Source organism: Saccharomonospora sp. NB11 (genome assembly GCF_015910535.1).
Classification (GTDB): Bacteria; Actinomycetota; Actinomycetes; order Mycobacteriales; family Pseudonocardiaceae; genus Saccharomonospora.
On sequence record NZ_JACBJG010000007.1, the window covers coordinates 122,387 to 137,323 of the forward strand.

The window sequence follows — 14,937 nt, forward strand, 5'->3', positions numbered from 1 at the left end:
ATGACCGAAACCGGCGCGGTCGGCCGGGTCGATCCGAAGCCGCGCAGCCGCGACGTCACCGACGGACTGGAGCGCACGGCCGCGAGAGCGATGTTGCGGGCCGTGGGCATGGGTGACGCGGACTTCGCGAAGCCCCAGGTCGGCATCGCCTCGTCGTGGAACGAGATCACCCCGTGCAACCTGTCGCTGCGCAGGCTGGCGGAAGCGAGCAAGCAGGGCGTGCACGCGGGAGGCGGGTATCCGCTGGAGTTCGGCACGTTGTCGGTGTCGGACGGGATCAGCATGGGGCACCGGGGCATGCACTTCTCGTTGGTGTCGCGGGAGGTCATCGCCGACTCGGTGGAGACGGTGCTGGAGGCGGAACGGCTCGACGGCGCCGTGTTGCTGGCCGGGTGTGACAAGAGCCTGCCCGGCATGCTGATGGCCGCCGCGCGCACCGACGTGGCCGCCGTGTTCGTGTACGCGGGGTCGACGCTGCCGGGCCGACTCGACGGCCGCGAGGTCACCATCATCGACGCGTTCGAGGCGGTGGGGGCGTGTCGGCGTGGGTTGATCGGCGAGGACGACGTCGACCGGGTCGAACGTGCCGTGTGTCCCGGGGAGGGAGCGTGCGGCGGCATGTACACGGCCAACACGATGGCGTGCGCGGCCGAGGCGTTGGGGATGTCGTTGCCCGGGTCGGCCAGCCCGCCGTCGGTGGACCGCCGTCGCGACGGGTTCGCGCGCGCGAGCGGGGAGGCGGTGGTGGGGATGTTGCGTCGCGGCCTCACCGCGCGCGACGTCCTCACCCGGGAGGCGTTCGAGAACGCCATCGCGGTGGTGATGGCGCTCGGTGGCTCGACCAACGCGGTACTGCACCTGCTGGCCATCGCCCACGAGGCCGAGGTGCCGTTGGAGTTGGACGACTTCGCGCGGGTGGGCGACCGGGTCCCGCACCTCGCGGACGTCAAACCGTTCGGCGAGTACGTGATGACGGCCGTCGACCGCGTGGGTGGCGTGCCGGTGGTGATGCAGGCGTTGCTGGACGCGGGACTCGTGCACGGCGACTGCCTGACGGTCACCGGGCGGACGGTGGCGGAGAACCTGGCCGAGCTGCGGCCGGGGGAGCTGGACGGCACGGTGGTGCGCTCCCTGGCCGACCCGATCCACGCCTCGGGCGGCATCACGATCCTGCACGGCAGCCTCGCGCCGGAGGGCGCGGTGGTGAAGAGCGCGGGATTCGACCGGCCCCGCTTCGAGGGGCGGGCCCGGGTGTTCGACGGCGAGCAGGCGGCGATGGCGGCGTTGCCGGAGCTCGTGGCGGGCGACGTCGTGGTCATCCGTCACGAGGGGCCGCGTGGTGGCCCGGGCATGCGGGAGATGCTGGCCGTCACGGGGGCGATCAAGGGTGCGGGGCTGGGGCGTGACGTCCTGCTGCTCACCGACGGTCGGTTCTCGGGCGGCACTACCGGCCTGTGCATCGGGCACGTCGCGCCCGAGGCCGCGCACGGCGGTCCGATCGCGTTCGTCCGGGACGGTGACCGGATCGTCGTCGACCTGGAGAGCCGGACGTTGGACCTGCTCGTCGACGACGCCGAGCTCGCCCGGCGCCGGGAGGGCTGGCGGGCGCCGGAGGTGGAGCACCGAGGCGTGCTGGGCAAGTACGCGCGGCTCGTGGGGTCGGCGTCGCGGGGAGCGGTGTGCTCGTGAGGGCCGTCAGCGGCCCAGCTTGTCCTCGATCCAGCTCACCCCGAACTCGACCACGTCGGCCGCCTCGAACAGGTGGCTCGGCGCGGCGCCGACCCGGCGGCTGTGTCCGACGCCCGCCGCCAGCAGGTCACGGCCGATGACGCCGAACGGGTCGTCGTCCGGTCCGACGACGGGCGAGTAGTCGAACGCCCCGTTCTCGGAGTCGATGTCGGTGAACGTGCGCCACACGCGTTCGCCGTCCACCCGGATCGGCATCTCGTACGAGATGTGGATCTTGCCGGGTGCGTCGGCGATGGCCTCCGCGTGGTGCAGCAACGTGAGGGTGTCCAGCGGCGCGCCGAGCAACAGCACCCGACCACCGACCTCGGTCAGTCGAGCGAGCGGGCTGCCCGGCCCGTGCGGGTCGTCCCAGGGGTGGTCGGCCATCAGCTCCTCGGCGCGACGGCCGAGCGCGGCGAAGCTGACGTCGGGGTGCCTGCTGCGGACGGCACCGGGCCAGCGACGCAACGCCTCGGGCAGCCGACCGTTGTCGTGGTCGGCCTCGCTGAGCTGCGGGTCGAAGGCGGGATGCTCCGCCCGCACCCGCTCCTGCCATTCCGGCGGCCACGTGACGAAGTCGTACGGTGGAGCGTCGTTCCAGCCACACGTGACCATGAGCGTCCCACGTGGACCGACCACGTCCTGCAGCGCCTGGATGAGCGTGGTGGGGCCGCCCGCGACGTAGCCGATCGCGGACATCCGGGTGTGGAACATGACCGTGTCGCCCTCCCGCAGCCCGAGCGCGGTGAGGTCGGCGCGAAGCCTGCTGCGGGTGACGGGACCGTCGCTGCGTCGCAGCAGCGCGAAGGTGTCCATGGCTCGAAGTCTAGGTCCGCTGCCCCGACCGGATGAATCCGAAATCGGAGTTTCGGACACGCCCTCACGGAGCCCGATTCTGTCGGCGCCCGCTGATAGTCAAAAGAGATATCGAGCATGACCCCGGGGAGGCGGCACATGGTGAAGGCACTGGTGGCCACATCGGCGACGCAGGGCTATCGCGACAACGATTACCACTGGTGTGTCGAGGGCGAGTTGGTGTGGATCGCGCCGACGTGTGCGCAGGACCGCTACGACCCGGACGGCGGATGCGGTTGCGGGCGGGGCTTCGCCGGGTTGTCGTCGCACCGTGCCACCACCACCGCCATGGTGCGCACCCTGCACGGCATCACCCGCGCGGACTACATCATGGTGCTGCGGTCCAGTGTGGAGGAACAGGGCTACGAGATCGACGACGTGGAGGCACTGGCCGACTCGTTGCTCGACCTCGTGGCCGACCTGCCCGACGGTGCGGTGCTGGAACACCGCCTCGACTACGTGCAGGTGCGGCAGCGCGTGCCGTGACGGCAGGTCGAGGGTGGCCGGGAGCGAGGGCTCTCGCTCAGGGTTGCGGGCCGGGGCCGGGGGACCACCAGCCGGGTCGGACGTCGCGTTCCCGCTGGATCGTGGGCGGGTCTCCCGCCTCGTACGGTTCGACGGCGTACAGCGCGCCCCACGGCTGGTCCACCTCACCCGCGAGGTAGCTCGGGATCTCGGGCTTCGCGGCGACCTCGTCGAGGTTGCCCAGCATGCCTCCCGCGGTGGCGCTCGCCCAGCCCGCTTCGTCGGCGAGTGATCCCGCCGTGAGGTGGTAGCCGGGCAGGCGCAGAACGCCGTCGGCGATGGTCGTGGGGGTGAGACACGGGTAGACGAACGACGCGGGCCAGTCGACGTAGACGGGAGTGTCGCCGACCGCTTCCGTGAGGGTTGTGAACGTCGGTGCGCGGGGCGCGGTCGCGGCCACCCAGCCGTCGGTGGTGAGGTCGTCGTCGACGAGAACGAGCCGGACCGCGTCGGCGTCGGCCGGGACGTCGGCCGCCCACAGGCGCGCGTCCTCCCACTCTCCGGTGCCCGCGCCCGGAGCCAACGCCGTGCGGGTGCCGAGCGCCTGCACGCCGTCCGGGGTCCGGCGTCCGAACTCGACGTCCACATGGGTGGCGGTGCCCGACGGCGATGCGACCGAGACGACGACGCGTGGGGCGTCCTGTGCGCCGTCGTCGCCCGCGTCGGCGGGCAGCACGTGCCACGGGGTGTCGACCCGACCGGTGGTCGGAGTCCTCGCGTCGTGGCTGCTCCACATCGGGACGGTGTCGGCGTCGAAGCCGTGCGGTGGGCCGTCGAGCGGGTCGGTGACCGAGGTCGGGGCGGTGTGGAAGCCGGTACCGCTGCCCGGGTCGGTCGACAGCGGTGACAGGACGTGGTTCGCCGGGTCGCGCTCGACCATGACGTGGTCGCCGAGGCCACAGTGACTGCCGGTGAGGTGGGCGAGGTTCGCGGTCCCGAGACTGTAGGTGCCGCGCTGCTCCACCATGGCCTTGACCATGCTGCCGACGGTGAACAGCACCACGAACCCGCACACCGCGACGATCGCCACCGACCCGCGCCACAGCGCGAGGCGGTGGACCTGCGGGGTGGGCGGCCCGGTTCCTCGTGCGCGCACGTTCTCCGAGAACGCCACGACTCCCGCGACGGCGGCGGCCAGGGTCAGCACCGTGGACAGCGCGACGCCCCCGACCTCGGGCGGCAGGTCGAACCAGGGGACACCCACCTGCGAGACGAACCAGTAGTCGTTGGGTGCGGTCACCGAGACGGCCGCGACCAGCAGCAGGCCCGCCACGAACGCGGCGTGGTTGCGTCGGGAGCGCAGCACCGACCCGCTGGTGGCGAGTGCCGTGAGCGCCGCCATGGCCGCGCCCACGGCCGCGAACGCCCCGAAGTGGTGGGTCCACTTCGTCGGCGTCAGCGCCAGCAGGACGAAGAACAGGGCCACGGTGCCGATGAGCCGACGGCTCGGGCCGAGCGCGGCACCGGGGATGCGCCCGCGACGCAGCAGCACGGCGAGACACGCGGCCGTGCACAGCACGAGCAACAGCACCGGGAATCGCCGGGTCAGCGACCCGTCGGGTGCCTGGCTGAACAGCAGTTCGTAGCGCGCCAGCTCCTCGTACCATGACATGCTCGGGCCCACGACGTCGCGCACGCGGATCGCCTCGGCCACGCTCGCGGCCGTCTGATCGGCGAACACCGCGAAGAGCACCAGACACCCGGAGGCGAACACCGGGGCGAGGGTCGCCGTCCCGGAGTCGCGGGAGTGCTCGCGCAGCAGCCGGAACAGCGGGCGGGCCGCCACCAGGAACGGGGCGATGGCGATCAACCCGGTGGGCGTGGCGGCGACGGTGAAGGCAGCGGCGCCGACGCCGAGACACACGGGCAGCAACCGGCGTGTGGCGAGGGCGCGCTCCACCGCCCACAGCGACAGCAGCGACCCCAACACGGCCACCGGCTCGGGGCGGACACCGTTGTCGTAGGGAAGCCACCACACGCAGAACACCGTCGCGGCCGCCCACCCGGCCGCTCGGCTGAGTCGGACCGCCGCGCCGAGCCTCGGCAGCACGTGACGGCTCAGAATCAGCCAGCTCGTCACCCCGAGCACGAACGAGGGCAGCCGGATCCACGGCACGCTCGCGCTGACCTGCGCCATCACCGTGTACACGTGGTAGAACCAGCCGAACGGAGCCTCCGCCACCCCGAACCAGCGGTGGTAGTTGGTCAGGTAGCCGGCCTCGTCGGCGACCCTGGCCATGGTGAGGATGTAGCCGTCGTCCGAGGTGACCGGTCCGATGAGGACCCACGCGGCCAGCACGCCGACCACGGCGGCGTCCCGGCCGGTGAGGCGGGGCCGACGGCGCACGGGTGGGGCTCGGCGGCCGAGGACGCGGTCGCGCCGGGCAACGGCGGTCAGACACCCGAGCGCGGCGACGACGCCCAGGGCGGCCACGGCGAGTTTGCCCGCCGTGGGTGACGATTCGTACCGCGTGTCGGGGGTGATCGACACGGTGAGGCCGTCGACGGGATCCCGCGTGCCGTCGAGATCCGAGTAGATCCCCACGATGCGGGGTCGGACGTCGCCGTCGACCTCGTACACGGTGGCAGTGCCGACCGTCAGCGTGGTGCGGTGCGGCGTGGAGTGAACGGCGACCGAACAGTCCGAACCGGACAGCGGCGTACGCGCGACCTGCTCGCCTCGATGCACCGCCACGAGTTCGCCGTCCTGCACGGTCAGGCGCAGTCCGATGCCGCTGTCGTCCCGCGCCGGTGGGACCGTGGCCAGCAGCAACGCCGAGCCGGACGTGCGCGCGTCGAGGGAGCGCACCGTCGCGCAGGGCACGGTCGCCGCGGTGTCCAGAGCCCAGTAGGACACCAGGGGAGCGTTGACCGCCGTGGTGTCACCGGCCACCGGCCAGACGATGCGGGCGGAGGACTGGATCACCGGCAGGAACGGGAACACGAGCGCGCAGAACACCGTCACCAGTCCCAGCGCCGCCGCCACGCGTCGCCCCGGCACGGGGGTGGCCGACCGGCGTGGCGAGTGCCGTGGAAGGTCCTCCGGCAGGCCCGGACGCGGCGAGGTGATGGAGTCCATCAGTCCTCACGCTAACGGCGCGCGGCGGACTCGCCCGGCCGTCGTGTCACTCACGCGGGGCTCAGACCGCGGACAGCACCACCAGCGTCACCGTGGTGGCGACCTCGGTGCCCGCGCCCAGGACGTCACCGGTGATTCCGCCGAAGCGGCGCACGGCACGCGCGAGCAGCGTTGCCGCGCCCGCCCAGCCGAGGGCCACCGCGAGGACGCCGTGCCACCACGGGAAGCCGGGCACCACGCCGCTGACCGCCAGCACGATCGCGGCGAGTGCGGCGGCCACACCGGGCGGCACCGTGCCCGCGACGGCCGCGCCCAGTCCGTCCGGGCGCGCCGACGGCACCGCCCGCACGCAGAACAACGGCAGCACCACGCGTCCGGTGAGCACGGCGGTCGCCACCGCCGCCGCACCCACGCCCGCCGACACCGCGCCCGCGAGGGCTGCCACCTGCGCGAGCAGGAGCAGGACCACGGTCGCGACCCCACTCGGCCCGACGTCGCCCCGGCGCATCACCGCCAACGCGCGCTCCCGGTCGTAGGAGGCGGCGAGTCCGTCCGCGACGTCGGCGAGACCGTCGAGATGCAGGCCGCGGTTGCCGAGCGCCACGGCGGCGAGCGCCGCGACGGCGGTGACGAGATCCGGCAGGCCGAGCCACGTTCCGCCGACGACGACCAGGGCGGCCACCACGGCCAACGGCAGCGCCGCCAGCGGCGCGGCGACCATGGCGACGGCGGCGACGTGGCGGTTGACCGCAGCCGGGGGTGTCACGGGCAGCACGGTGAGCGTGCCGACGGCCAGGCGCAGGCCGTCGCGCAGCACCGTCGCGGTGCGGTTCACGTCAGGTCGGCCAGGCGGCCCATGTCGGTGAGCACCGCCCGCGCCGCGCGCAACACCGGCACCGCCTGCACCGCACCGCTGCCCTCACCGAGCCGTAGCCCCAGGTCGAGAATCGGGTCCAGCCCGAGCGCGGCCAACGCGGCGTGCTGGGCGGGTTCGGTCGAGCGGTGACCGGCGAGCCACCACCGCGCCGCGTCGGGAGCCACGTCCCGTGCCACGAGCGCGGCTGCCAGCGAGAACACGCCGTCGAGCACGACCGGGGTCGACCGCACCGCCGCCTGCACCAGGAACCCGGCCGTGGCTGCGGCGCACGCGCTGCCGAGGGCGGTGAGCCGCTCGAACGGGTCCGCCACCCGCGCCGCTGCCCGGTGCAGGGCCCGGTCGACCACCACGACCTTGCGTGCGTGCCCGCTCTCGTCCACGCCGGTGCCGGTTCCGACCACCCGGTGAGCGGGCAGGCCCAGCGACGCGCCGACCAACGCGGCAGCGACGGTGCTGTTGCCGATGCCCATGTCTCCGGGGACGAGCAGGTCGGCGCCCGCGTCCACCTCCTCGTCGGCCACGGCCCGCCCCGCCGCGAAGGCCCGTTCCGCCTCGCCCGGGGCGAGGGCGTCCTCCACGTCGATGGCCCCGGACCCCCGGCGTACCTTGCGAGCCACGACGTCGCGCGGCAGGTCGTCGAGATCGGCGTCCACGGCGATGTCGAGCACCCGCACCCGCGCGCCGACCTGCCGGGCCAACACCGTGACCCCGCTCGTTCCCGCCACGAACACCCGCACCATCGCGGCGGTGATCTCACGCGGGTACGCCGACACGCCGGGCGTGCCCGAGGACGCGGCGGACACACCGTGGTCGCCCGCGAAGACCACCACCCGCACATCGTCCAACGGGCGCGGTGGCACCGTGCCGTGCACGCCGCACAGCCACGCGGCGAGCTCCTCAAGCCTGCCGAGTGAACCGACAGGTTTGACCAGCTCGTCGAGTCGCCGTCTGGCCTGGCACGTCGCCGTCGCGTGGGGCAGCGGGACGACGAGGGACTGCGTCGTCGTCACAGATGCATCACCCGGCCCGCCACGACCAGTCGCACCGAGTGCGAGCCCGCCGCGACCGCCGTGTTGAACGCCCCCAGCACGTCGCGGAACACGCGCCCCGCGTGCGTGCCGGGCACGACACCCGAACCGACCTCGTTGCTCACCGCCACCGCGGGGACCTTCAGCTCGTGCCAGGCGTCCACGAAGTCCTGCAGGCGTTCGTCCACGGCCCGCTGCCACCCGGGACGGCGCTCCCACGCGCCCGCCTCGTCGAGCACCCGGGTCAGCCAGGTGCCGAGACAGTCCACGAGCAGGGGAGCCGTGGTGGTCCGCAGGACCTCCGGAATGTCCATGGTCTCGACCGTGCGCCAATGCGCGGGCCTGCGGTCGCGGTGCGCGGCCACCCGGGCCGCCCATTCGGGGTCGTCGTCGCTCGGCGGCGCGCTGCCCGCCACGTAGACGACGTACCGGTAGGGCGTCATGAGCTGCTCGGCGTGCCGCGACTTGCCCGACCGGACACCGCCCAGAACGAGGGTGCGCTGCCCGCCTCGGGCACGACGGCCGTAGTTGCGCAGGAGGGTCGCCCCCGCCTCCAGCCGCTCGGCCACGAACTCGGTGACCCGCCGTTTCGGATCAGTCATCATGGTCGGTCATTCTTGCCCACAACGGGCCTTTCGCGCTGCGGTCGCGGGGGATACGGGACGAACGTGTCGTCCGCCCGCGTCCCCCGCGACCGCGACTCTCACGCGATGGGACGGTCGGTGGGCGCGATCGGCGCCGGCAACACGTCGCGTCCGGTGAGGTAGGCGTCGACCCCGGCCGCCGCCGACCGGCCCTCCGCGATCGCCCACACGATCAGCGACTGACCGCGGCCCATGTCACCGGCGACGAACACCTTGTCCACGCTCGTGGCGAACGAGGCGTCGCGCGCCACGTTGCCGCGGGCGTCGAGCTCGACCCCGAGCTGCTCCAACAGGCCCTCCCGCTGCGGGCCGACGAAGCCCATCGCGAGCAGCACCAGTTGGGCGGGCAGATCGCGCTCGGTGCCCTCGACCGGAACGAACCGGCCGTCCTCACGCCGCACCTCGACGAGCTTCAGCGCCCGCAGGTTGCCCTCGTCGTCGGCGAGGAACTCCTGCGTGTTCACCGAGTAGAGGCGTTCGCCGCCCTCCTCGTGCGCCGACGACACCCGGTAGATCATCGGGTACGTCGGCCACGGGTGCGCCTCCGAACGCGACAGCGGCGGCTTCGGCATGATTTCGAGCTGCGTCACCGAGCGCGCGCCCTGCCGGTGCGCGGTGCCGACGCAGTCGGCGCCCGTGTCGCCGCCACCGATGACGACGACGTCCTTGCCCGCCGCGTCGATCGGCGAGGTCGCCAGCGCCCCGCTCGCGACCCGGTTGGCGAACGGCAGGTACTCCATCGCCTGGTGCACGCCCGGCAGCTCACGACCCGGCACCGGCAGATCCCGCGCCGCTGTCGCACCACCGGCGAGCACCACGGCGTCGTGGCCGTCGACCAGCTCGGCCGCCGTCACGTCCACCCCGACGTTCACCCCGGTGCGGAACTCGGTGCCCTCGGCCCGCATCTGCTCCAGCCGACGGTCCAGCCGGAACTTCTCCATCTTGAACTCGGGAATGCCGTACCGCAGCAGGCCGCCGATCGCGTCCGCCCGCTCGTACACCACGACGTCGTGGCCTGCGCGCGTCAACTGCTGCGCCGCCGCCAGACCCGACGGACCGGACCCCACGACGGCGACCCGCTTGCCGGTCTTCGTGGCCGGAGGCTGCGGCGTCACCCAACCCTCGTCCCACGCCCGGTCGATGATCGAGACCTCGACCCGCTTGATGGTCACGGGATCGTTGTTGATGCCCAGCACACAGGCCGCCTCGCACGGAGCCGGACACAACGTCCCCGTGAACTCGGGGAAGTTGTTCGTCGCGTGCAACCGCTCGATCGCGTCGCGCCAGTCGTCACGCCACGTCAGCGTGTTCCACTCCGGGATCAGGTTGCCCAGCGGACAGCCCTGGTGACAGAACGGGATACCGCAGTCCATGCAGCGCCCGGCCTGCTTGGTGAGCTTCGAGGTCTCGAACTCCTCGTAGACCTCGCGCCAGTCACGCAGCCGCAGGTCGACGGGCCGGGACTTCGGAACCTCACGCTTGGTGGTGAGAAAACCCTTGGGGTCAGCCATTGGCCACCTCCGGTACTTTGCGGGACACCCGCACCCGGTCGGTGGCAATAGCTGCACGAGGAGTCTCAGCCATTGGCCACCTCCATGATCGCGGCGTTGACGTCCCGTCCCTCGCGCTCCGCCTCCGCGCGCGCACGCAGGACTCGCTTGTAGTCCTTCGGCATGACCTTCGTGAATCGGCCCAGCGCGGACTCCCAGTCGGTGAGCACCGCGTGCGCCACCGTCGATTCGGTCTCCACGTAGTGCCGCTCGATCGCGTCGCGGAGGAACTCCTCGTCCTCGTCGTCCAGCGGATCGAGGTCCACCATGTCGGCGTTGACGCGGGCGGGGTTCAGGTCGAGTACGTAGGCGATCCCGCCCGACATGCCGGCCGCGAAGTTGCGGCCCGTCCGCCCGAGCACCACGACGTGTCCGCCGGTCATGTACTCGCAGCCGTGGTCGCCGATGCCCTCGACGACGGCCAGCGCGCCCGAGTTGCGCACGCAGAACCGTTCGCCGACCCGGCCCCGCAGGAAGATCTCCCCGCTGGTGGCGCCGTAGCCGATGACGTTGCCGGCGATCACGTGGTCCTCGGCGGTCAAGCGGGACTCGCGCGGTGGCCGCACGACGATGCGTCCACCGGAGAGTCCCTTGCCGACGTAGTCGTTGCCGTCACCGAACAGCCGCAACGTGATGCCCTTCGGCACGAACGCCCCGAAGGACTGACCGGCGGTGCCCGTGAACGTCACGTCGATCGTGTCGTCCGGCAGGCCCTTGCCGCCCCAGCGCCGCGTGACCTCGGAACCGAGCATCGTGCCGACGGTGCGGTTGACGTTGCGCACCGGCAATTCCAGCTTCACCGGCTCGCCCGAGGCCAGCGCCCCTTCGGCGAGCTGGATCAACGTGTTGTCCAGCGCGGCGTCGAGGCCGTGGTCCTGGGCCACCACCCGGTGTCGTGCCGCGCCCGGCTCCAGCTCGGGCACATGGAAGATCGGCGAGAGGTCCAGCCCGGCGGCCTTCCAGTGGTCCACGGCCTTGCGCGTGTCGAGCAGCTCGGCGTGTCCCACGGCCTCGGCGATCGAACGGAAACCGAGCTTCGCGAGGTACTCCCGCACCTCCTGGGCGATGAACTCGAAGAAGTTCACCACGTACTCGGCCTTGCCGCTGAACTTCGCGCGCAGCTCCGGGTTCTGTGTCGCCACGCCCACCGGACAGGTGTCGAGGTGACAGACGCGCATCATGATGCAGCCCGACACGACGAGGGGAGCGGTGGCGAACCCGAACTCCTCCGCGCCCAGCAGCGCGGCGACGACGACGTCGCGGCCCGTCTTGAGCTGTCCGTCGGTCTGCACCACGATCCGGTCGCGCAGCTTGTTCGCGAGCAGCGTCTGCTGGGTCTCGGCCAGCCCGAGCTCCCACGGCCCACCCGCGTGCTTGATCGACGACAGCGGCGACGCCCCCGTGCCACCGTCGTGGCCGGAGATCAGCACCACGTCGGCGTGTGCCTTCGACACCCCGGCGGCGACCGTGCCCACGCCCACCTCGGACACGAGCTTCACGTGGATGCGCGCGGCCGGATTGGCGTTCTTCAGGTCGTGGATGAGCTGGGCGAGGTCCTCGATCGAGTAGATGTCGTGGTGCGGAGGCGGCGAGATGAGCCCCACGCCCGGCGTCGAGTGCCGGGTCTTCGCGATCCACGGGTACACCTTCCCGCCGGGAAGCTGCCCGCCCTCGCCGGGCTTGGCGCCCTGCGCCATCTTGATCTGGATGTCGTCGGCGTTCACGAGGTACTCGCTCGTGACCCCGAACCGACCGCTCGCGACCTGCTTGACGGCGCTGCGCCGCTCGGGGTCGTAGAGCCGCTCCGGGTCCTCGCCGCCCTCACCGGTGTTCGACTTGCCGCCGAGCCGGTTCATGGCGATGGCCAGCGTCTCGTGCATCTCCTGCGAGATCGAGCCGTAGGAGATGGCGCCGGTCGCGAACCGCTTGACGATCTCGGAGACCGGTTCGACCTCCTCGATCGGCACCGGTGGGCGCACGCCCTCCTTCAGCTCGAACAGCCCGCGCAACGTCATGAGCTGCTTCGACTGGTCGTCGACCGCGCGCGTGTACTCCTTGAAGATCTCGTACTTGCCGCTGCGCGTGGAGTGCTGGAGCTTGAACACCGTGTGCGGGTTGAACAGGTGCGGCTCGCCTTCGCGCCGCCACTGGTAGTCGCCACCGGTCTCCAGCTCGCGGTGCGACGCGCGCACGCCGTCGGCGGGGAAGGCACGACGGTGCCGCTCGATCACCTCGCGGGCCAGCAGGTCGAAGCCCACGCCGCCGAGCCGGGACGTCGTCCCGGTGAAGCACGTGTCGATGACCTCCGAGCCGAGGCCGATGGCCTCGAAGATCTGCGCACCCGTGTAGGAGGCGACCGTCGAGACACCCATCTTCGACATCGTCTTGCGCACGCCCTTGCCGAGCGCGGCGATGAGGTTGCGGGTCGCCCGCTTGGGCGTGACGTCGCCCAGCCTGCCCTGCTCGGCCAGCTCCTCGACCGTGGCCATCGCCAGGTACGGGTTGACGGCCGCCGCGCCGTAGCCGATGAGCAGCGCGATGTGGTGCACTTCGCGTGCGTCGCCCGACTCGACGACGAGCCCCACCTGCGTGCGGGTCTTCTCGCGTACCAGGTGGTGGTGCACGGCGCCCGTGAGCAGCAGCGAGGGGATCGGTGCGTGCTCGGCGTCCACACCACGGTCGGACAGCACGATCAGCCGCGCCCCGCCCGCGATGGCCTCGCTGACCTCGGCGCGGATCTCGTCCAGTCGGCGCACCAGCGCCTCGCCGCCGCCCGCGACCTCGAACGTGCCGCGCACGGTGTACGAGGTGAACTCGGGCAGCTCGCCGTCGTCGTTGGCGTGGACCAGCTTCGCCAGGTCGTCGTTGTCGAGCACCGGGAACGGCAGCACGATCTTGCGACAGTGCTCGGGGCCGCCGTCCAACAGGTTCGGCTCCGACCCGAGCTGGGTGCCCAGCGCGGTCACCAGCTCCTCGCGGATCGCGTCCAACGGCGGGTTGGTGACCTGGGCGAACAACTGGGTGAAGTAGTCGAACAACTGCCGGGGCCTGCTGGTCAACGGCGCGAGCGGCGAGTCGTTGCCCATCGAGCCGATCGGCTCCGCGCCCTGGCGGGCCATCGGTTCGAGCAGCACACCGAGTTCCTCGGAGGTGTAGCCGAACGCCTGCTGGCTGCGGACCAGCGACGCGTGCGACGGCACCTCGCGCTCACGCTCGGGCAGCTCTCCCAGCCGCAGCAGACCGTTGTCGAGCCACTCCGCGTACGGGTGTTCGGCTGCGAGCTCGTCCTTGATCTCGTCGTCGTCGATGATGCGGCCCTGGGCGGTGTCGACCAGGAACATCCGGCCCGGTTCGAGCCGACCCTTGCGGACGATGGAGGACTGGTCCAGCTCCAGGACGCCGACCTCGCTGGCGAGCACGACGAGCCCGTCCTCGGTCACCCAGTAGCGGGCGGGCCGCAGACCGTTGCGGTCGAGCACCGCACCGATCTGCGTGCCGTCGGTGAACGACACCAGCGCGGGGCCGTCCCACGGCTCCATCAGCGTCGAGTGGTACTCGTAGAACGCCCGGCGCGCGGGGTCCATCTCCTGGTGGTTCTCCCACGCCTCCGGGATCATCATCAGCACCGCGTGCGGCAGCGACCGGCCACCGAGGTGCAGCAGCTCCAGCACCTCGTCGAACGACGCCGAGTCGCTCGCACCGCGTGTGATCACCGGGAACAGCCGGGACAGGTCGCCGGAGAACAACCCGGACGCCAGCTGCGACTCCCGCGCGTCCATCCAGTTGCGGTTGCCCCGGAGCGTGTTGATCTCGCCGTTGTGGGCGATGTAGCGGTAGGGGTGCGCGAGCGGCCACGACGGGAACGTGTTCGTGGAGAACCGCGAGTGCACCAGGCCGATGGCGCTGACGACGCGCTCGTCGGCGAGGTCGAGGAAGAACTTCTCGACCTGCGGCTCGGTGAGCATGCCCTTGTAGACGATGGTGCGCGACGACAGGCTCGGGAAGTAGACGTCCTGCTCGGCCAGTTCGCGTTCGACCCGCTTGCGCACACAGAACGCCGCGCGTTCGAGGTCGAGGCCGGTCACGTCGTCGCGGCTCGGCGCGACGAAGAGCTGCGAGAAGTGGGGCATGGTGGTGGCGGCGATGGCGCCCACGTGGTCGGTGTCCACGGGCAGCTCACGCCAGCCCAGTACCCGCATGCCCTCCTCGGCGGCGATGCGCTCGATCGTGGAGGTGGCGCGTCCGCGCACGACCGGGTCGTGCGGCAGGAACGCGATGCCCGCGGCGTAGTGGCCGGGATCGGGCAGGTCGAAGTCGGTGACCTCGCGGAAGAACGCGTGGGGGAGCTGGATGAGGATGCCCGCGCCGTCGCCCGTGTCGGGTTCGGCGCCACGAGCGCCGCGGTGCTCCAGGTTGCGCAGCGCCACCAGGGCCTTTGCGACGATGTCGTGGTTGGCGCGGCCAGCGAGGTCGGCGACGAACGCCACGCCACAGGCGTCGTGCTCGTACTGGCTGTCGTACAAGCCCGCTGAGGGTTCACGTGGTGCGGGGCGGCTCACGGCTGGTGGCCCTCCTCTTGTCCGGCACCACCGGGCCACGAGCGACCGGTGTCACGTGACGTGACACACGGCCTGCTAACGATTTGGCCCGA

General features: G+C 71.8%; 9 protein-coding genes. 2 read left to right on the top strand and 7 right to left on the bottom strand.

The features are described 5' to 3' along the window. A complete protein-coding gene (gene ilvD, locus JAV51_RS12565) occupies nt 1-1,689 on the top strand; it encodes a dihydroxy-acid dehydratase (protein ID WP_197320883.1) in 1,689 nt (562 codons plus the stop codon). Nucleotides 1,690-1,695: 6 nt separating this feature from the next. On the opposite strand, the gene aac(3) is transcribed toward ilvD, so the two are convergent. Then, nucleotides 1,696-2,544: an aminoglycoside 3-N-acetyltransferase gene (aac(3), locus tag JAV51_RS12570; RefSeq protein WP_197320884.1), complete on the bottom strand. Its 849-nt coding sequence runs from the start codon at nt 2,542-2,544 to the stop codon at nt 1,696-1,698. A gap of 138 nt (nt 2,545-2,682) precedes the next feature. On the opposite strand from aac(3), the gene JAV51_RS12575 reads away from it, so the two are divergent. Further along, nucleotides 2,683-3,069 (top strand): hypothetical protein, encoded by a 387-nt coding sequence (locus JAV51_RS12575; RefSeq protein ID WP_197320885.1) that lies wholly within the window; start codon nt 2,683-2,685, stop codon nt 3,067-3,069. 37 nt (nt 3,070-3,106) lie between these two features. Here JAV51_RS12575 and JAV51_RS12580 read toward each other — a convergent pair whose 3' ends face one another. From JAV51_RS12580 to gltB, 6 genes are all read right to left on the bottom strand, one after another. Then, on the bottom strand, nt 3,107-6,187 hold the full coding sequence (locus tag JAV51_RS12580; RefSeq protein ID WP_197320886.1) for an arabinosyltransferase domain-containing protein: 3,081 nt from the start codon (nt 6,185-6,187) through the stop codon (nt 3,107-3,109). Between the two features lie 61 nt (nt 6,188-6,248). Next, complete coding sequence (locus JAV51_RS12585; protein ID WP_307845870.1) at nt 6,249-7,022, bottom strand: adenosylcobinamide-GDP ribazoletransferase; 774 nt, start codon at nt 7,020-7,022, stop codon at nt 6,249-6,251. After that, nucleotides 7,019-8,074: a nicotinate-nucleotide--dimethylbenzimidazole phosphoribosyltransferase gene (gene cobT, locus JAV51_RS12590; protein ID WP_374059034.1), complete on the bottom strand. Its 1,056-nt coding sequence runs from the start codon at nt 8,072-8,074 to the stop codon at nt 7,019-7,021. Before cobT ends, JAV51_RS12585 begins: the two co-directional genes overlap by 4 nt. After that, the gene (locus JAV51_RS12595; RefSeq protein ID WP_197320887.1) at nt 8,071-8,697 is read right to left on the bottom strand and encodes a bifunctional adenosylcobinamide kinase/adenosylcobinamide-phosphate guanylyltransferase; all 627 of its coding nucleotides are present in this window, start codon (nt 8,695-8,697) and stop codon (nt 8,071-8,073) included. The genes cobT and JAV51_RS12595 overlap by 4 nt, the downstream gene beginning before the upstream one ends. Nucleotides 8,698-8,795: 98 nt before the next feature. Further along, nucleotides 8,796-10,247: a glutamate synthase subunit beta gene (locus tag JAV51_RS12600; RefSeq protein ID WP_197320888.1), complete on the bottom strand. Its 1,452-nt coding sequence runs from the start codon at nt 10,245-10,247 to the stop codon at nt 8,796-8,798. A gap of 65 nt (nt 10,248-10,312) precedes the next feature. After that, nucleotides 10,313-14,845 carry a glutamate synthase large subunit gene (gene gltB, locus JAV51_RS12605; RefSeq protein WP_197320889.1) on the bottom strand — a complete coding sequence of 1,511 codons (4,533 nt, stop codon included), beginning with the start codon at nt 14,843-14,845 and terminating at the stop codon, nt 10,313-10,315. Nucleotides 14,846-14,937 lie beyond the last annotated feature (92 nt).

Coding starts and splice junctions, on each gene's coding strand:
- ilvD (WP_197320883.1), top strand. CDS start 1: ATGACCGAAACCGGCGCGGTCGGCCGGGTCGATCCGAAGCCGCGCAGC.
- JAV51_RS12580 (WP_197320886.1), bottom strand. CDS start 6,187: ATGGACTCCATCACCTCGCCGCGTCCGGGCCTGCCGGAGGACCTTCCA.
- JAV51_RS12600 (WP_197320888.1), bottom strand. CDS start 10,247: ATGGCTGACCCCAAGGGTTTTCTCACCACCAAGCGTGAGGTTCCGAAG.
- JAV51_RS12575 (WP_197320885.1), top strand. CDS start 2,683: ATGGTGAAGGCACTGGTGGCCACATCGGCGACGCAGGGCTATCGCGAC.
- JAV51_RS12595 (WP_197320887.1), bottom strand. CDS start 8,697: ATGATGACTGATCCGAAACGGCGGGTCACCGAGTTCGTGGCCGAGCGG.